Annotated in this window: 17 protein-coding genes; 6 read left to right on the plus strand and 11 right to left on the minus strand. The window is 70.4% G+C overall.

Annotated elements, in window-relative coordinates:
- Positions 1-6: 6 nt before the first annotated feature.
- The 3 genes from ABZ444_RS01575 to ABZ444_RS01585 are packed head-to-tail and all read right to left on the minus strand — an operon-like array spanning position 7 to position 2,812.
- Positions 7-1,056 (minus strand): mandelate racemase/muconate lactonizing enzyme family protein, encoded by a 1,050-nt coding sequence (locus ABZ444_RS01575; RefSeq protein WP_357991116.1) that lies wholly within the window; start codon positions 1,054-1,056, stop codon positions 7-9.
- A complete protein-coding gene (locus ABZ444_RS01580; protein WP_357991119.1) occupies positions 1,053-1,925 on the minus strand; it encodes a 5-dehydro-4-deoxyglucarate dehydratase in 873 nt (290 codons plus the stop codon). Before ABZ444_RS01580 ends, ABZ444_RS01575 begins: the two co-directional genes overlap by 4 nt.
- The gene (locus ABZ444_RS01585; protein ID WP_357991122.1) at positions 1,922-2,812 is read right to left on the minus strand and encodes an NAD(P)-dependent oxidoreductase; all 891 of its coding nucleotides are present in this window, start codon (positions 2,810-2,812) and stop codon (positions 1,922-1,924) included. The genes ABZ444_RS01580 and ABZ444_RS01585 overlap by 4 nt, the downstream gene beginning before the upstream one ends.
- A gap of 192 nt (positions 2,813-3,004) precedes the next feature.
- Between ABZ444_RS01585 and ABZ444_RS01590 the strand changes: the two genes are divergently transcribed.
- The 5 genes from ABZ444_RS01590 to ABZ444_RS01610 all read left to right on the plus strand — a co-directional run bounded on the left by ABZ444_RS01590 (position 3,005) and on the right by ABZ444_RS01610 (position 8,591).
- Positions 3,005-3,958 carry a LacI family DNA-binding transcriptional regulator gene (locus ABZ444_RS01590; protein WP_357991124.1) on the plus strand — a complete coding sequence of 318 codons (954 nt, stop codon included), beginning with the start codon at positions 3,005-3,007 and terminating at the stop codon, positions 3,956-3,958.
- A gap of 206 nt (positions 3,959-4,164) precedes the next feature.
- Complete coding sequence (locus tag ABZ444_RS01595; protein ID WP_357991127.1) at positions 4,165-5,124, plus strand: sugar ABC transporter permease; 960 nt, start codon at positions 4,165-4,167, stop codon at positions 5,122-5,124.
- Positions 5,108-5,974 (plus strand): carbohydrate ABC transporter permease, encoded by an 867-nt coding sequence (locus tag ABZ444_RS01600; RefSeq protein WP_357991130.1) that lies wholly within the window; start codon positions 5,108-5,110, stop codon positions 5,972-5,974. The genes ABZ444_RS01595 and ABZ444_RS01600 overlap by 17 nt, the downstream gene beginning before the upstream one ends.
- 45 nt (positions 5,975-6,019) lie before the next feature.
- Positions 6,020-7,300 carry an extracellular solute-binding protein gene (locus ABZ444_RS01605; protein WP_357991132.1) on the plus strand — a complete coding sequence of 427 codons (1,281 nt, stop codon included), beginning with the start codon at positions 6,020-6,022 and terminating at the stop codon, positions 7,298-7,300.
- A gap of 10 nt (positions 7,301-7,310) precedes the next feature.
- Positions 7,311-8,591, plus strand: coding sequence for a Gfo/Idh/MocA family oxidoreductase (locus ABZ444_RS01610; RefSeq protein WP_357991135.1), 1,281 nt, complete (start codon positions 7,311-7,313; stop codon positions 8,589-8,591).
- Positions 8,592-8,677: 86 nt separating this feature from the next.
- Here the strand turns inward: ABZ444_RS01610 and ABZ444_RS01615 are convergent, their stop codons facing one another.
- The 7 genes from ABZ444_RS01615 to ABZ444_RS01645 form a co-directional block, all read right to left on the minus strand.
- A complete protein-coding gene (locus ABZ444_RS01615) occupies positions 8,678-10,462 on the minus strand; it encodes an ABC transporter substrate-binding protein (RefSeq protein WP_357991138.1) in 1,785 nt (594 codons plus the stop codon).
- Positions 10,463-10,481: 19 nt separating this feature from the next.
- Positions 10,482-10,745, minus strand: a complete 264-nt coding sequence (locus tag ABZ444_RS01620) for a DUF2160 family membrane protein (RefSeq protein ID WP_357991604.1) — start codon at positions 10,743-10,745, stop codon at positions 10,482-10,484.
- A gap of 11 nt (positions 10,746-10,756) precedes the next feature.
- Entirely contained in the window at positions 10,757-11,509 is a 753-nt protein-coding gene (locus ABZ444_RS01625; protein WP_357991607.1) for a carbohydrate ABC transporter permease, read from the minus strand.
- A 62-nt stretch (positions 11,510-11,571) separates the two neighbouring features.
- Positions 11,572-12,540, minus strand: a complete 969-nt coding sequence (locus tag ABZ444_RS01630) for a sugar ABC transporter permease (protein WP_357991141.1) — start codon at positions 12,538-12,540, stop codon at positions 11,572-11,574.
- A complete protein-coding gene (locus tag ABZ444_RS01635; protein WP_357991144.1) occupies positions 12,537-13,643 on the minus strand; it encodes an ABC transporter ATP-binding protein in 1,107 nt (368 codons plus the stop codon). Before ABZ444_RS01635 ends, ABZ444_RS01630 begins: the two co-directional genes overlap by 4 nt.
- On the minus strand, positions 13,636-14,727 hold the full coding sequence (locus ABZ444_RS01640; protein ID WP_357991147.1) for an ABC transporter ATP-binding protein: 1,092 nt from the start codon (positions 14,725-14,727) through the stop codon (positions 13,636-13,638). Before ABZ444_RS01640 ends, ABZ444_RS01635 begins: the two co-directional genes overlap by 8 nt.
- 116 nt (positions 14,728-14,843) lie before the next feature.
- Positions 14,844-15,272: a MarR family transcriptional regulator gene (locus ABZ444_RS01645; protein WP_357991150.1), complete on the minus strand. Its 429-nt coding sequence runs from the start codon at positions 15,270-15,272 to the stop codon at positions 14,844-14,846.
- Positions 15,273-15,335: 63 nt separating this feature from the next.
- Here ABZ444_RS01645 and ABZ444_RS01650 point away from each other — a divergent pair, with 63 nt between their 5' ends.
- Complete coding sequence (locus tag ABZ444_RS01650; protein WP_357991154.1) at positions 15,336-15,725, plus strand: VOC family protein; 390 nt, start codon at positions 15,336-15,338, stop codon at positions 15,723-15,725.
- Between the two features lie 13 nt (positions 15,726-15,738).
- Here the strand turns inward: ABZ444_RS01650 and ABZ444_RS01655 are convergent, their stop codons facing one another.
- On the minus strand, positions 15,739-16,521 hold the full coding sequence (locus ABZ444_RS01655) for an SDR family oxidoreductase (protein ID WP_357991610.1): 783 nt from the start codon (positions 16,519-16,521) through the stop codon (positions 15,739-15,741).
- Positions 16,522-16,536: the final 15 nt, after the last annotated feature.

Raw genomic sequence — 16,536 nt, forward strand, 5'->3', positions numbered from 1 at the left:
CCGTCCTCACGCCCATCGCAACCCCAGTCCCGCGTGGCCGCCCACGCGCAGCACGCCGTCCTCGACCTGCACCGGGTACGGCTCGGCCAGCAGCCCCAGCCGGGCGAAGGAGGCGTCCTCGACGTCCTCGGCCAGCGGCGGCAGCGGTAGCGCCATGGCGAGCTGCCCGGACACCTCGCCCAGCAGGTGCGGATGGACCGGCACGTCGAACGCCCTGGCCAGCTCCGCGATCCGCAGGAACGGCGTGACGCCGCCGACGCGCACCACGTTCGGCTGGACGACGTCGCAGGCCCCCGCGGCGAGCAGGTCGCGGAAGCCGTAGACGGTGTAGACGTTCTCGCCCACCGCGACCGGCACGTCGGTCGAGCGGCGCAGCTCGACGTGCGCGGCCACGTCGTCGGCGGGCAGCGGCTCCTCGATCCAGTGGAGGTCGAACTCGCGCAGCGCGGACAGGGCGCGCCTGGCCCGGTGGAGGTCCCACCGCTGGTTCGCGTCGATCATCAGCAGCCGGTCGGGCCCGATCACCTCGCGTACGGCGGCCACCCGGGCCACGTCGTCGGCCAGGTCGGGACGGCCGACCTTGATCTTGACGCCGCGGTACCCGGCGGCCACCCAGCGCCGCGCCTGATCGGTCAGCTCTTCCAGGGAGTAGTGCAGGTTGACGCCGCTGCCGTAGACCGGGACCTGCTCCCGGCGCCGGCCCAGCACGTCGGCCAGCCCGGCGTCGCCGCAGCGCAGGTCCCACAGCGCCAGGTCGATCCCGGCCAGCGCGACCGTGGTGATCCCGCCGGGGCCGGCCTCGCGCAGGTGCCGCCACAACCGGTCCCACACCGGCTCGGGATGCGCGGGCAGGCCGATCAGCGCCGCGCGCAGGTCGTGCTCCAGCAGGGCCCGCACGGCGTGCGCGCCGATCTGCGGCGTCCAGGAGAACCCGGTGCCGGTGCGGCCGTCCGCCAGCGTCACGTGGCAGACGATCACGTGGTTGGCCGGCACGTCCGGGCCCCACGGGCGGGGCAGGGGGACCGTGCGCAGCTCGGTCCGCAGGCCGGTGATCACGAGGCCGCCAGGGCGAGCCCGGACCTGATCAGCGCGTCGAGCTCGGCCAGGTGGTCCTCGGCCACGTCGACCAGCGGCGGGCGCACCGGGCCGACGTCGAGGCCGCGCAGCCGTACGCCGGCCTTGACCAGGGCCACCGGGTAGCCGGGCACCTTGTCGCGCAGGCGGACCAGCGGCGCGTAGAACTCGGTCAGCAGCCGCTCGTCGCCGTTCAGGTACGCCACGGCGATCTCGGGGGCGAAGGCGAAGACCGCGCTGGAGTACAGGTCGACGCCGATGCCGCGGTAGGCGGGCATGGTCAGCTCGGCGGTCGGCAGGCCGTTGAAGAACAGGAAGTCCGGGTGCTTCTCGCGGACCGCGAGGACGGTCCGCTGCATGCGGTCGATGTCGCCGAGCCCGTCCTTGAGCCCGATCACGCCGGGGACGCCGGCCAGCTCGACCACGGCGTCCGGGGCGAGCACGACCGGGCCGCGCTGGTAGACGATCACCGGCAGCTCGGCGGCGACGGCGGCCACGTACGCGGCGAAGCCGCTCGCCGGACCCTGCGTCAGGTAGGGAGGCATGAGCAGCAGGCCGTCGGCGCCCGCCGCGCGGGCCGCCCGCGCCTGGTTCAACGCCGCGCCGATCGGGCCGCCCGCCCCGGCGAACACCGGCACCCGCCCGTCCACCACCTCGGCCGCCACCCGGACGGCCCGCGCGTGCTCCGCCTCCGACAGGGCGGAGAACTCGCCGGTCCCGCAGGCCACGAACACGCCGCCGGGGCCGTGCGCCATGCCCTGCCGGATGTGCTCGGCCAGCACCTGCTCGGCGAGCGCGCCGCCGGCGTCGAAGGGGGTGACGGGGAAGAACAGCACACCGCTGAGATTCATTCGGGTTCCTTGAGTTCGGTTCGCCAGCTTCGCTTGGGCTCCCAGCCGAGCAGGCGGCGCGCCTTGTCCGTGGAGAAGGCGGGCGCGGTGCCGGTGAGGGCCGCCGCCAGCTCCTCGGTGCCCGGCACCGCCTGCGGGAGCAGGTCGGCCAGCGGTTTCCTGGCCAGGGCGTCGGCCGCGCATGCGAAGAAGACCTCGCCGCCCGGCAGCTCGGGCAACGCCGCGACCAGCACGGCGAACAGCTCGCCCGCGTCGCGCGCGTCGATGTAGTTGAACAGCGAGACGCCGCCGATCTCCGGCTGGTCGAGCCGCTCCCTGACGGTGTGTCCCGACTGCGTGGGCGCGCCCGCCCACTCCTCGGGCGGGATGACGAAGCACGGCCGGACGGCCGCCATTTTCGTCCGGCCCGCCCGCGCGAACGTCCGCATGGTCTGCTCGGCCACCAGTTTGGACAGGTTGTAGGCGTTCCAGGGCAGCGCCGGGTGCTCCTCGTCGATCGGCAGGTACGACGGCCGCCAGCCGCCGGGCGCGCCGTACCCGATCACCGTGGGGCTGCTGGCCACGACCACGCCGGACACGCCCAGCTCCACCGAGGCCGCGCAGATGTTGAACGCGAGCCGGGTGTTCACCTGGAAGATCACTGACTCCGGCCGGCTGAACGGCGTCGCGATGGCGGCCAGATGGATCACCGACTCCGGCCGGAACCGGGCGACGACCTCGTATGCCTGGCCGGTGTCGGTGAGGTCGGCCGGTGCCGTCGCGGCGGCCTCGACCGGCGTGCCGGGGGCCTGGTCCACGCCGATCACCTCGTGCCCGGCGGCGGCGAGCGTGGTGACGACGCTGCGGCCGAGGCGTCCGGCGCTGCCGGTGACGAGCACTCTGCTCACCGTGGGGGACTCCTTCAGGACTGCAAACAGTTGCACCAAACCTATGGGCCAGGCGGGGCGGGGCGTCAAGAGCCGATTTTCGACCATGGCCTTAAGCTGGAGAAATGTGTGGCCAGCCGATGGCTGGCCGGTCGGCAAGCGCTTTCATCGTTGTCATGGTGGCTGCAAGCGGTTGCGTTAGGGTGAGTGGCTGTGACAGTGACGATTCGTGATGTGGCCCGCGCTTCCGGAGTGCACGTATCGACCGTGTCGCGGACGTTCTCCGCGCCGCACATGGTGAACGCCGCCACCCGGACCAGGGTGCTGACGGTGGCCGAGGAACTGGGGTACCGGCCCAACAGGGCGGCCAGGGCGCTCACGACCGGGCGCACCCACAACCTGGGCCTGATCGTGGCCGACATCGCCAACCCCTTCTTCCCGCCGCTGATCAAGGCCGCGCACGCCGCCGCCCGGCAGCGCGACTACCACCTGTTCGTGGCCGACACCGACGAGGAGCCGGCCGCCGAGGAGGAGCTGATCCAGGCGTTCTCCAAGCAGGTGGACGGCGTGGTGCTGTGCAGCCCGCGCTCGTCGAACAAGGTGCTGGAGCGGCTGGCCGAGCGGGTGCCGCTGGTGGTGGTCAACCGGCGGCTGCGCGGCGCCGCCACGGTGCTGATGGACGTCGGGCACGGCGCGCGGCTGGCGGTCGAGCACCTGGCCGGGCTCGGGCACCGCCGCGTGGCGCTGCTGTCCGGCCCGGCGGGCTCCTGGACGAGCGGCGAGATCCGGACGGCCGCCGAGCGGGTGGCGGGCGTCGAGCTGGTCGTCCTCGGGCCGAACGCGCCCACCGAGCAGGGCGGCCTGGCCGCCGCGTCCGCGGTGCGCGAGGCCGGGGTGACCGGGGTGCTCGCCTACAACGACCTCATGGCGATCGGCCTGGTCGAGGGGCTGGGCGAGCTCGGGCTGAGCGTGCCGGCGGACGTCAGCGTGGTGGGCATCGACGACATCGTCCCGGGGCGGCTCAACCGTCCCAAGCTCACCACGGTCGCCATGCCCACGGCGGCGGCCGGGCGGCTGGCGGTCGACCTGCTGATCCAGGAGGTGAGCGCCACGACCTCGCTGGAGACCCGGCTGGTGGTGCGGGAGTCGACGGCGCCGCCCAGATGAGCTGCAAACGGTTGTACAAAATAGCAGCAATATTCGTCCTACCTCTGCATGGTAAGCGCTTGTCACCAGCGAAAATACGATGCCGATATATCGATAACGGCGATGTAACGCCTGCAAAGGGTTGACGGAACTTTCCTGGCAGCTATAGGAAAGCGCTATCCATTCACATCTCGCCGGAAGGTCCGTGATGACGAATGAGTTCCGTCATGGCTGACTCGGTGGCGGTGAGACTCCCGGACGCCGCGACCCCGCCCGAGCGGGGAGACGGTCGTGCGTCCAGACGTTCCCGCCGCGAGGCGCGGGCCGCCTACCTGTTCCTCGCGCCCTGGTTCGCCGGTCTGCTCGTCATCACGATCGGTCCCATCGTCGCCTCGCTCTACCTGTCGTTCACCGACTACAACCTCCTGGAGGAGGCCAAGTGGGTCGGGTTCGACAACTACGTCAAGATGTTCACCGAGGATCCCCGTTACCTGAACTCGCTGAAGGTGACGACGATCTACGTGGTCGTCTCCGTGCCGCTGCAACTGGCCTTCGCGCTCGCGCTGGCCCTGGTGCTCGACCGCGGGCTGCGCGGCCTGTCGCTCTACCGGTCGATCTTCTACCTGCCCTCGCTGCTGGGCGGCAGCGTGGCGATCGCGATCCTGTGGCGCAAGGTCTTCGGCGCCGAGGGCCTGGTCAACGCCGTGCTGGCGGTCTTCGGGATCGAGGGGGCCGGCTGGGTCAGCGACCCGGACACCGCCCTCGGCACGCTGATCATCCTGCACGTCTGGACGTTCGGCGCCCCCATGATCATCTTCCTGGCCGGGCTGCGGCAGATCCCCGCCAGCTACTACGAGGCCGCCGCGGTGGACGGCGCCGGCGTGTTCCGCCAGTTCCGGTCGATCACGCTGCCGCTGCTGACGCCGATCATCTTCTTCAACCTGGTGCTGGAGATCATCAAGTCGTTCCAGTCGTTCACGCAGTCGTTCATCGTGAGCGGCGGCTCGGGCGGGCCGGCCGACTCCACGATGTTCAACACGCTCTACCTCTACCTCAAGGGCTTCAAGAGCTTCGACATGGGCTACGCGGCCGCCATGGCGTGGGTCCTGCTGCTCATCATCGCCGGTCTCACCGGGGTGAACTTCCTCGCGTCCAAGTATTGGGTCTTCTATGGCGACACCAAGTAGGCCGCTGCCCGTCCTGTTCCGCCCGCTCAGGGGCGGCCGGGTGGTCAAGCACGTGCTGCTGATCGGGTTCGGCCTGGTCATGCTCTATCCGCTGCTGTGGATGATCTCCAGCTCGGTCAAGCCCGAGGAGCTGATCTTCCGGCAGCCCGGCCTGTGGCCGAGCGAGGTCACGCTGGAGAACTACACCGAGGGCTGGACCGCGCTGAAGCACCCCTTCGGCTACTACCTGTGGAACTCCGCGGTGATCACCGTGCTGTCGGTGGTGGCGAACCTGGTGGCCTGCTCGCTGGCCGCCTACGCCTTCGCCCGGCTGAACTTCCCGCTCAAGAAGCTGTGGTTCACCATCATGCTCGGCACGATCATGCTGCCGCACCACGTGCTGATCGTGCCGCAGTACGTCATGTTCTCCAAGCTCGGGCTGATCAACACGATCTGGCCGCTGGTCATGCCGAAGGTGCTGGCCACGGATGCGTTCTTCGTGTTCCCGATGGTGCAGTTCATCCGTTCCCTCCCCAGGGAGCTGGACGAGGCCGCCGAGATCGACGGCGCCGGCTACTGGCGCACCTTCGTCCGGGTGATCATCCCGCTCTGCACCCCGGCGCTGGCCACGACGGCGATCTTCACGTTCATCTGGACGTGGAACGACTTCCTCAGCCAGCTCCTCTACCTCAACAACCCGGACAACTTCACCGCTCCGGTGGCGCTGCGCACCTTCCTCGACGCCAGCAGCGACTCGTCGTGGGGCCCGATGTTCGCCATGTCGATCGTCGCGCTCGGGCCCATCTTCGGCTTCTTCCTGGCCGGCCAGAAGTACCTGATCCGTGGTGTGGCCACCACGGGACTGAAGTAGTTCCCCCACCCCCCGACACAGACGAATCCCACAGGAGGTAGAGCCGTGAGCTCTGGCAAGAAGACGTGGTCGGCGGCCCTGCTCGCCACCGCCGTGCTGGCGGTCACCGCGGCCTGCGGCAGCGGCGGCGGCGAGGACGCCGGCGGGAAGGTCAAGCTGCGCTTCTCCTACTGGGGCAGCGACGCGCGGCAGAAGATGACCGAGGAGGCCATCAAGAAGTTCGAGGCCAAGAACCCGGGCATCGACGTCGAGGGCGAGTTCTCCGACTTCGCCAGCTACTACGAGACGCTGTCCACGAAGGTCGCCGCGAGCGACGCCCCGGACGTCATCACCCTGGAGATCCGCGGTCTTCGCGAGTACGCCGACCGCGGCACGCTGGCCGACCTGACCGGCAAGGTCCAGACCGCCGACATCGACCCCGAGCTGCTCGGCACCGGCGGCATCGACGGCAAGCAGTTCGCCGTCCCCACCGGCGCGAACGTCTTCTCGGTGGTGCTCAACCCGGCCCTGGTGGAGTCGGCCGGGCAGAAGGTGCCCGACGACACGAAGTGGACGTGGAAGGACTACGTCGACCTCAGCTCGAAGATCACCGCCAAGGGCGGCGGCACGGTCTACGGCACCCAGCTCAACTGGAACCCCGCCTTCCTGCAGATCTTCGCCGCCCAGCGTGGCGAGCCCTTCTACCAGGGCAACAAGATCGGCGTCACGCCCCAGACGATCGTGGCCTGGTGGCAGGTCATGCTGGACACGATCAAGGCCAAGGGCAGCCCCGACGCCGCCAAGACCGCCGAGGTCGGCGCGACCAGCGTGGACCAGTCGCTGCTGGCCACCAACACCGGCGCGTCCGGCATGTGGTGGAGCAACCAGCTCGGCGCGGTCGCCAAGGCGTCGGGCAAGGAGATGAGCCTGCTGCGCCTGCCCAAGGAGGAGGGCGCCACCAGCGGCGGCATGTTCCTCCAGCCGGCGATGTTCTACACCGCCTCCGCCAAGAGCGGGCACGCCGCCGAGGCCGCCAAGTTCATCGACTTCATGATCAACGACGCCGAGGTCGGCGGGATCATCCTGAGCGACCGCGGCCTGCCCGCCAGCTCGAAGGTCCTGGCCGCGGTCAAGGACAAGCTGCCGCCCGCGGACCAGAAGACGCTGCAGTTCGTCGACTCCATCAAGGGCGAGCTGGCCGACCCGCCCGCCGCGCCGCCGAAGGGCGCCAGCGCCCTGGAGGACATGCTCAAGCGGTACACCGAGGAGGTCATCTTCGGCCGGATGGCCCCCGACGCCGCCGCCCAGAAGTTCCTGACCGAGGCCAACGCCGCCCTCGGCGGCTGAGAGGACGACCATGAGGTACGCGTTCGTCGGGCTCGGGCACCGCGCGCAGCTGTACGTCGACGCGCTGCTCGGCGAGTGGCGCGACACCGGCACCGTCGTCGCCCTGTGCGACACCAACCGGACCCGCATGGACTACTACGCCGAGCGGATCGGCCACGAGGTGCCGTGCTTCGCCCCCGCCGAGTTCGGCAAGGTGCTCGAACTCGCCGACGCGGTCGTGGTCGCGACCGTGGACGCCGCGCACGCCCGCTACGTGTGCGCGGCCCTGGACGCGGGCCGCGACGTCATCGTGGAGAAACCGCTCACCGTGGACGCCGAGAGCTGCGCGGCCATCGCCGAGTCGGCCCGGTTGAGCACCGGAAGGCTGATCGTCACCTTCAACTACCGGTACTCGCCGCGCAACTCGGCCGTGCGCCGCCTGCTCATGGACGGCGCGATCGGCGAGGTGACGTCCGCGCACTTCGAGTGGACGCTCGACACCATCCACGGCGCGGACTACTTCCGCCGCTGGCACCGCGACCGGGCCGGCTCCGGCGGCCTGCTCGTGCACAAGTCCACCCACCACTTCGACCTGGTCAACTGGTGGCTCGGGGCGGCGCCGGAGATCGTCTTCGCGCAGACCTCGCTGCGGTTCTACGGCTCGGCCAACGCGCGGTCGCGAGGGCTGACCGACCGTCCCGGACGCGGCCGGGGCGCGCCCGGCCTCGGCAGCGACCCGTTCATCCTGGACATCTCCGCCGATCCCCGGCTCAAGCGCCTCTACCTGGACGCCGAGCACGAGGACGGCTACGTCCGGGACCAGGACGTCTTCGGCGACGGCGTGACCATCGACGACAACATGGCGGTCCTGGTCCGGTACGACAGCGGGGCACTGCTGACGTACTCGCTGAACGCCCACGCGCCCTTCGAGGGCTACCGGGTGGCGTTCAACGGGACGGCGGGACGGCTGGAGCTGGAGGTGGTCGAGCGGGCCTGGACGCCGCCGCACGCGGCGATCGACCCGAGCGCCGCGTCCAAGGAGCACGCCGCCGGGGCATGGGAGCGGCTCACCCTGCGCCCCCACTGGGCGGAGCCGCGCGAGGTGCCGATCGAGCCGGGTGCGGGCGGCCACGGCGGCGGCGACCGGCTGCTGCTGGACGACGTGTTCCGCGGCGCGACCGGCGACCCGCTGGCCCGGCAGGCGGGCCACCTGGACGGCATCCGCAGCGTCCTGACCGGCGTCGCGGCCAACCTGTCGGCCGCCTCGGGCGCCCCCGTGCACCTGGCGGACACCGGCACCCGCCTTGCCTGACGGGTCCGGAGCTGCGCGCGGCGGCCCGGCTGGCGATCGGGTGCCCATGCAGGAGCGCGCCTTCGGCCGGCCGGCGCGGGAGCTGGTCAGCCGCCCGCCTTCCACCGGGCGATGAGCTTGTCGTAGTCGAGCGTGGCCGGCTCGCCGCGCTCGTCGGCCAGCTTCGGCGCGGGCGCGCCCGGCTGGTCGAACCAGTACTGGGCCGGACGCTCGGGGTTCAGCTTGGGCGCGCACTGGCCGCCGTAGCCCTGGCGTTCGCGCGACAGGCGTTCCAGCCGGGCCAGGATCTCGTCCTGCTGCCTGGCCAGGTTGTCCATCGACTGCTGCGGGGTGGTCTCGCCGGTGACGGCGGTGGCCACGTTCTGCCACCAGAGCTGGGCCAGCTTGGGGTAGTCGGGCACGTTCGTGCCGGTCGGGGTCCACTGCTTGCGGGCGGGGGAGTTGTAGAACTCGATCAGGCCGCCGTACTTGGCGGCGTTGTCCTTGAAGTAGTCGCTTTTGATGTCGGAGTCGCGGATGAACGTCAGCCCGGTGATCGACTTCTTCAGCGACACCGTCTTGGACGTGACGAACTGGGTGTAGAGCCAGGCCGCGGCCCTGCGGTCCTTCGGGGTGTTGTTGAGCAGCGTCCACGAGCCCGCGTCCTGGTAGCCGAGCTTGTTGCCGTCCTTCCAGTAGACGCCGTGCGGGCTGGGCGCGATGCGCCACTTGGGGGTGCCGTCGTCGTTGACGACCGGCAGGCCCTGCTTGGTCATGTCGGCCGTGAACGTGGTGTACCAGAAGATCTGCTGGGCGATGTTCCCCTGCGCCGGGACCGGGCCCGCCTCGCTGAAGTTCATGCCGGCGGCCTCGCGGGGCGCGTACTTCTTCAGCCAGTCCACGTACTTGGTGAGCGCGTACACCGAGGCCGGGCCGTTGGTGTCGCCGCCGCGGGTGACCGACGAGCCCACCGGACGGCAGTTCTCCACCCGGATGCCCCAGTCGTCCACCGGCAGGCCGTTGGGGATGCCGGGGTCGCCGTTGCCCGCCATGGACAACCAGGCGTCGGTGAAGCGCCAGCCCAGTGAGGGGTCCTTGCGGCCGTAGTCCATGTGGCCGTAGACCTTCCGGCCGTCGACGGTCCCGTTGCCGTTGACCTTGTTGCTGAAGAAGTCGGCGATGTCCTCGTAGGCCGCCCAGTTGACCGGCACGCCCAGGTCGTAGCCGTAGGCGTCCTTGAACTGCTTCTTGATCGCCGGGTCGGTGAACCAGTCATAGCGGAACCAGTAGAGGTTCGCGAACTGCTGGTCGGGGAGCTGGTAGATCTTCTTGTCGGGGCCGGTGGTGAAGCTGATGCCGATGAAGTCGTTCAGGTCGAGGGTGGGGGAGGTGACGTTCCTGCCCTCTCCGGCCATGTAGTCCGACAGCGGGAACACGTACGTGCCGCGCGAGTGGGTGCCGATGAGGTCGGAGTCGTTGACGTAGGCGTCGTAGATGTTCTGGTCGCCCTGGATCTGCGTCTGGAGCTTCTCGATGACGTCGCCCTCCTGGATCAGGTCGTGCTTGACCCTGATCCCGGTGATCTCGGTGAACGCCCTGGCCAGCTTCTGCGACTCGTACTCGTGCGTGGTGATCGTCTCGGACACCACGTTGATCTGCATGCCCCGGTACGGCGCCGCCGCCTTGATGAACCAGTCCATCTCCGCCAGTTGCCGGTCCTTGGACAGCGTGCTCGGCGTGAACTCCTCCGACACCCACCGCTGCGCCGCGGCCCTGCCGTCGGCCTCCTTGAAGTCGCTCTTCGGCTTCTCCTCACCGCCGCCCGTGCAGCCGGCCGCCACCAGGGCCAGCGCCGCCACGACCGCCGCCGCGACACCCACCGCATGCCTCATCGCCTGGCTCCTCTTCCTCTCAGCCCCATATCCCGATCACGACCATGACCAGCAGCGCGACGCCGAGCGCCGCCCACATGGACAGGTCGGTGACTGCAATCCACAGGGCCAGCACGACGGCCGCGCTGATCAGGCCGATGTACAGCCGGTCGCCCCGGTCGGTCTCGATCCGCAGGAAACCCCGCCTGGCCACGGGCGGCGAGATCCGCGCCCAGACGGCCATCACGCACAGGAGCAGCGCCAGCCCGGCGAACACCAGGGCCGTGGGGGCGGTCCACACCATCCACTGCACGGTCAGACCCTCCCCAGGGCGAACCCCTTGGCTATGTAGTTGCGCACGAACCAGATGACGACGGCCCCCGGGACGATGGTCAGCACGCCGGCCGCGGCCAGCAGCCCCCAGTCCACGCCCGCCGCGCTCACCGTCCGCGTCATGGTGGCCGCGATGGGCTTGGCGTCCACCGACGTGATCGTCCTGGCAATCAGCAGCTCCACCCAGCTGAACATGAAGCAGAAGAACGCGGTGACGCCGAGCGCGGACCGGATCATCGGCAGGAAGATCCGGACGAAGAAGCGCGGCAGCGAGTACCCGTCGACGGCCGCGGTCTCGTCGATCTCCCGGGGGATCCCCGACATGAAGCCTTCGAGGATCCAGACCGCCAGCGGCACGTTGAACAGCATGTGCGCGACGGCCACGCCCAGATGCGTGTCGAACAGCCCGACCGCCTGGTAGATCTGGAAGAACGGCAGCAGGAACACCGCCGGCGGCGCCATCCGGTTCGTCAGCAGCCAGAAGAACAGGTGCTTGTCCCCGGCGAAGCGGAACCGCGAGAACGCGTACGCCGCCGGCAGCGCCACGACGAGCGACATGACCGCGTTCATCGAGGTGTAGACGATGGAGTTGAGGTAGCTCGAATACCACGACGGGTCGCTGAAGAACGTGACGTAGTTGTCGAAGGTCACCCGCTGCGGGATCAGCGAGAAGCTGCCCAGGATGTCCTCGTTCGGGCGGATGGACATGCCGAACATCCACAGCAGCGGCAACATCAGCGTGGCGGCGTACAGCCAGAAGACCGTGCGCGCCCACGGCAGCCGGTGGCGCGTGGAACTCACCTCCCCGCCCTGGTCAGCACGGTGAAGAAGACGTAACAGGCGATCTGCACGAGCAGGAAGTACAGCAGCGAGAACGCGCCCGCCGGGCCCAGGTCGAACTGACCGACGGCGATCTTCGACAGCAGGATGCTCAGGAACGAGGTCGCGTTCCCCGGCCCGCCCCCGGTCACCACGAACGGCTCGGTGTAGATCATGAAGCTGTCCATGAACCGCAGCAGGATCGCGATCGTCAGCACCCCGCGCAGCCTCGGGAGCTGGATGTGCCGGAACGTCGCCCACGCCGACGCGCCGTCGATCTGCGCCGCCTGGAAGTACGGCTCGGGGATCGACCGCAGCCCCGCGTAGGCCAGCAGCGCCACCAGCGGCGTCCAGTGCCACACGTCCATGACCAGGACGGTGATCCAGGCGTCGGCCGAGTCGAGCGTGTAGTTGAAGTTGACGCGCAGCACGTTGTTGATCACCCAGCCGCCGAGCCCGATGTCGCCGCGGGCGAAGATCTGCCAGATCGTGCCCACGACGTTCCACGGGATGAGCAGCGGCAGCGCCACCAGCACCAGCGCCACCGACACCCAGAACCCGCGGCGCGGCATGCAGACCGCGATGGCCACCCCGAGCGGGACCTCCACCAGCAGCACCTGCGCGGAGAACAGCAGCGTGCGCACGAGCGCCGCGCGCACCTCGGGGTCGCGGGCGATCTGCCGGAACCAGTCCAGGCCGACGAACACCCGGTCCACCGGGCTGAAGACGTCCTGGACGGAGAAGTTCACGACGGTCATCAGCGGGATCACCGCGGTGAAGGCCACCGACACCACGACCGGCAGCACCAGCAGCCAGGCCCGGTTGTCCCGCGGACGGGGATCGGCGCGCGGCCCGGCGGCCCCGGCGGCCTCGGCGGCGGGCGCGGCGGCGGCCGGTTCGACCTCGCCACCCGCCTGGCTGCCCGCGACGGCGGTCCGGTCGGTCACGCCTGCCCCCTTCCGTCCAGGGGTGCGAGCGAGCCGCACCGGACCGCGTCGCGGAACAGGAACGTCCGGTCCGCGGGGAAATGCAGGAACTCGACCGTGCCCGGCGTCCAGGTCGAGCCCGCCTCGGTCCTGGCGATCACCGGATGGCCGCCGACCTCGGCGCGCACCAGGTCGTGCGAGCCCATGCGGTCGATCCCGGTCACCCTGGCCGCCACGCCGGGCCCGACGGGCGGCCCGCCGACCTGGACGAACTCGGGCCGCACGCCGATCCGCACCGGCCCCGGCGGCAGCCCGCCGCCTCCCGCCGCACGCACCGCACCGACCTCCGAGCGCCCGATCTTGACCACGTCGCCGTCGATCTCGGCGGGCAGCACGTTCATGCCGGGCGAGCCGATGAAGTGCCCGACGAACTCGTGCGCGGGCGACAGGAACAGCTCGCCCGGCTCCCCGGCCTGCACGATCTCGCCGTCGTTGAGCACGACCACCTCGTCGGCGAAGGTCAGCGCCTCGGTCTGGTCGTGGGTGACGTAGACCAGGGTGTGGCCGGTGTCGCGGTGGATCTCCTTGAGCTTGCTGCGCAGCGTCCACTTCAGCGCCGGGTCCACCACGGTCAGCGGCTCGTCGAGCAGCACGGCGGCCACCTGCTCGCGCACCAGGCCGCGGCCCAGGCTGACGATCTGCTTGCGGCCCGGGTCGAGCCGGCGCGCCCGGCGGCGCAGCACGTCGTCCAGGCCCAGCATGGCCGAGACCCGCAGCACGCGGCGGCGGACCTCCTCGGCCGGGACCTTCCTGTTGCGCAGCGGGAAGGCCAGGTTGTCGTAGACGGACATCTCCTCGTACAGGACGGGGAACTGGAAGACCTGCGCGATGTTGCGGCCGGCCGTGGGGACCCCGGTGACCTCGCGGTCGTCGAACCAGATCCGGCCCACCGTGGGCCTGAGCAGCCCCGAGACGATGTTCAGCAGCGTCGTCTTGCCGCAGCCGCTCGGGCCGAGCAGGGCGTAGGCCCTGGCGCTGCGCCAGGTCCAGGTCGTCGGCCTGAGCGCCCACGTGCGGCCGCCGTCGTAGCTGTGGCCCACGCCTTCCAGGCGGATGTCAGCCATGCCGTCCCGCCCCCGCCGCCGGGGCGACCGGTAATCGGCCGCCGGCCTCGTCGAACACGAAGATGTGCCGCGGGTCCACGTACGCGGTGGCCGCCTGGCCCGGCGTGAACTGGCGGGTGCCCGGCAGGTGGGCCACCAGGTGCCGGCGTCCGGCCAGCAGCAGGTGCAGGAACGTCGCGCCGCCGGTCACCTCGGCCAGCCTGATCTCGGCGGGCAGCTCCAGCACGCCGGGGCCGGTCCTGGTGATGGTCACCTGGTGGGGGCGGATGCCCAGGAGGACCCGCTCGCCGGAGGTGGTGGCGTGCGGCGCGGGGAAGGAGGTGCCCATGACCTCGATCCGGCCGTCCCTGACCGTGCCGGGCAGCAGGTTCAGCGGCGGGTCGCTGAGCGTGGCCGCGACGGCGAGCGTGGGCGGCTCGGCGTACATGGTGGCCGGGTCGCCGACGTGCCGCACCCGGCCCTCGCCGAGCACCACGGCGGGCGCGGCGAAGGTCAGGGCCTCGTTCGGGTCGGCGGTGGAGTAGAGGACGACGCCCGGCGAGCCGGTGAACATGCGCTTGAGGTCCTCGCGCAACTGCTCCCGGAGTTTGAAGTCGAGGTTGGCCAGCGGCTCGTCGAGCAGCAGCACGTCCACGGGCCTGGCCAGCGCGCGGGCGATCGCCGTGCGCTGCTGCTGGCCGCCCGACAGCTCCGCGGGCCTGCGGCCGAGCAGGTCGCCGAGGCCTATGACCGCGGCCACCTCCCGCACCCGCCGGTCGATGCCGTCCTTCCGGTACGACCGGTCCAGCCGCAACGGCGAGGCGATGTTCTCGTAAACGGTGAGGGACGGGTAATTGATGAATTGCTGATAGACGAAGGCGATCGAGCGCTTTCGCACGGAAATCGAGGTGACGTCATTTCCGTTGACCAGCACCCGTCCAGAATCGGGCGGCTGCAACCCGGCGGCGACCCGCATGAGCGTGGTCTTTCCCGAGTTCATCGGGCCGACGAGGGTGGTCAGTCCGTGCGGTAGTTCCAGGTGGATGTCGTCGAGCCAGGTCTCCCCGCGCTGCCGTACGCGGACGCCATCGAGGATCAGCGTCACAATGCCCGGTCCTCTCTCCCGGAGCTTGCCCTCCATCTAACATGATCTGATTCTTTGTGCAAAGAGGGCAGTTGTTGTGACAGTTGTTCGTCAGTTGACGGGAGTTATGGGATTTGTCAGGGTGAGAATAGTTTCCTGACCAGACTGTGGAGGTCGCGGCGCTCGGCGTCCGTCAGCGGGGCGAGCGTCTCGCGTTCGACGTCCGCCACCACCGCGCGGGCCCGTTCCAGGGCGTCCCGGCCGGCGGCGGTCAGCGAGATCCGGTAGCGGCGGCGGTCGGCGGGATCGCGCTCCCGGGCGGCCAGCCCTTCGGCCATGAGGCCGTCCATCAGGCGGACCATGTCGCTCGGGTCGAGGCCCAGCCGGTCGCCGACCTCCCGCTGGGCGGCCGGGCCGAAGTCGTCGAGCGTGGCCAGCGCCGCGAACTCCCACAGGCTCAGCCCCGTGTCGGCGGTGAGCCGCGCGGCCAGGGCGCGGCGGTTGGCGACGCCGACCTTGTGCAGCACGAAGGTGGTCGTCCCGAGCAGGGTGGGTGGCAGTTCCATCTCATCGAGAAGTGTAGGTTGTTCCCAATAGTTGGTGATGACCCACTAATTCGGAGGATCAGGATGGACGCCCTCTACCCTCGGCTGCTGGTGCGCGACTTCCCGGCGAGCGTCGCCTTCTACCGGGCCGCCCTCGGGCTGGAGCCGGTGAAGGTGCTGACGGAGGCCGCCTACGCCAACTGGGACATCGACGGCCAGGCCGGTCTCGTGCTCTTCGGCCGCGAGCACGTCGCCGGGGTCATCGGCACGTCCGGCCTGCCGCCGGCGGGCGCCCAGGACACGGTGATGCTGGTGATGCGGGTCGACGACGTCGACGGCGAGGCCGACCGGCTGGTCCGGCTGGGCGCCACCGTCGCCGCGCCGCCCCAGGACCGGCCCGCCTGGGGGCCCGGCCTGCGTACCGCCCACCTGCGCGACCCGGAGGGCAACCTGATCGAGCTCCAGTCGTACTGAGCGCGGGCGGGGGTCAGGGCAGGATGGCGTCCACGTAGCCGCCGTCCACGCGCAGGGCGCCGCCGGTGGTCGCCGAGGCGAGCGGCGAGCTGAGGTAGACGACCATGTTGGCGATCTCCTCGGGCTCGATCAGCCGCTGGAGCAGCGACTGCGGACGGTGCTCGCGCATGAACGCCCGCTGCGCCTCCTCCCACGGCAGCTCCCGGTCCACCAGCTGGTAGACGAACTCCTCCACGCCGCCGGTGTGCGTGGGCCCGGCGATCACCGAGTTGACCGTCACCCCGCTGCCGGCGGCCTCCTTGGCGAACCCGCGCGAGACGGCCAGCAGCGCCGTCTTGCTCATGCCGTAGTGGATCATCTCGGTGGGCGTGACGATGGCCGAGTCGCTGGCGATGTACTGGGTCCGGCCCCACCCGCGCTCGATCATGCCGGGCAGGTAGGCGCGCGTGAGGCGCACCGCCGACAGGACGTTGACCTCGAAGAAGCGCCGCCACTCCGCGTCGTCGATCTCCAGCGCCGGCCTGGCCTCGAAGATGCCCAGGTTGTTGACCAGGATGTCCACCTGCGGCAGCGAGCCGAGGACCCGCTGGAGCCCTTCGTCGGTGGAGACGTCGCCGGGCGCGGCGACCAGGCCACGGTGGTCCATGCGCTCGATGGCCGATGCCACCGAACGTTCGCTGCGGCCGTTGACGCCGACACGCGCGCCCGCCCTTGCCAGACCGGCCGCGATGGCCGACCCGATGCCCTGGGTCGAGCCCGTGACCAGCGCCGTCTTCCCGCTGAGGTCGATGCTCACCATGGCCCCATTGTC

The sequence above is a fragment of the Nonomuraea sp. NPDC005730 genome, from assembly GCF_040630865.1.
Lineage (GTDB): Bacteria > Actinomycetota > Actinomycetes > Streptosporangiales > Streptosporangiaceae > Nonomuraea.

Bases quoted from the DNA above. Each gene is read 5' to 3' on its own strand.
- ABZ444_RS01615 (WP_357991138.1), bottom strand. From the start codon at position 10,462: ATGAGGCATGCGGTGGGTGTCGCGGCGGCGGTCGTGGCGGCGCTGGCC.
- ABZ444_RS01625 (WP_357991607.1), bottom strand. From the start codon at position 11,509: ATGTTGCCGCTGCTGTGGATGTTCGGCATGTCCATCCGCCCGAACGAG.
- ABZ444_RS01595 (WP_357991127.1), top strand. From the start codon at position 4,165: ATGGCTGACTCGGTGGCGGTGAGACTCCCGGACGCCGCGACCCCGCCC.
- ABZ444_RS01610 (WP_357991135.1), top strand. From the start codon at position 7,311: ATGAGGTACGCGTTCGTCGGGCTCGGGCACCGCGCGCAGCTGTACGTC.
- ABZ444_RS01635 (WP_357991144.1), bottom strand. From the start codon at position 13,643: ATGGCTGACATCCGCCTGGAAGGCGTGGGCCACAGCTACGACGGCGGC.
- ABZ444_RS01600 (WP_357991130.1), top strand. From the start codon at position 5,108: ATGGCGACACCAAGTAGGCCGCTGCCCGTCCTGTTCCGCCCGCTCAGG.
- ABZ444_RS01580 (WP_357991119.1), bottom strand. From the start codon at position 1,925: ATGAATCTCAGCGGTGTGCTGTTCTTCCCCGTCACCCCCTTCGACGCC.
- ABZ444_RS01620 (WP_357991604.1), bottom strand. From the start codon at position 10,745: ATGGTGTGGACCGCCCCCACGGCCCTGGTGTTCGCCGGGCTGGCGCTG.
- ABZ444_RS01650 (WP_357991154.1), top strand. From the start codon at position 15,336: ATGGACGCCCTCTACCCTCGGCTGCTGGTGCGCGACTTCCCGGCGAGC.
- ABZ444_RS01645 (WP_357991150.1), bottom strand. From the start codon at position 15,272: ATGGAACTGCCACCCACCCTGCTCGGGACGACCACCTTCGTGCTGCAC.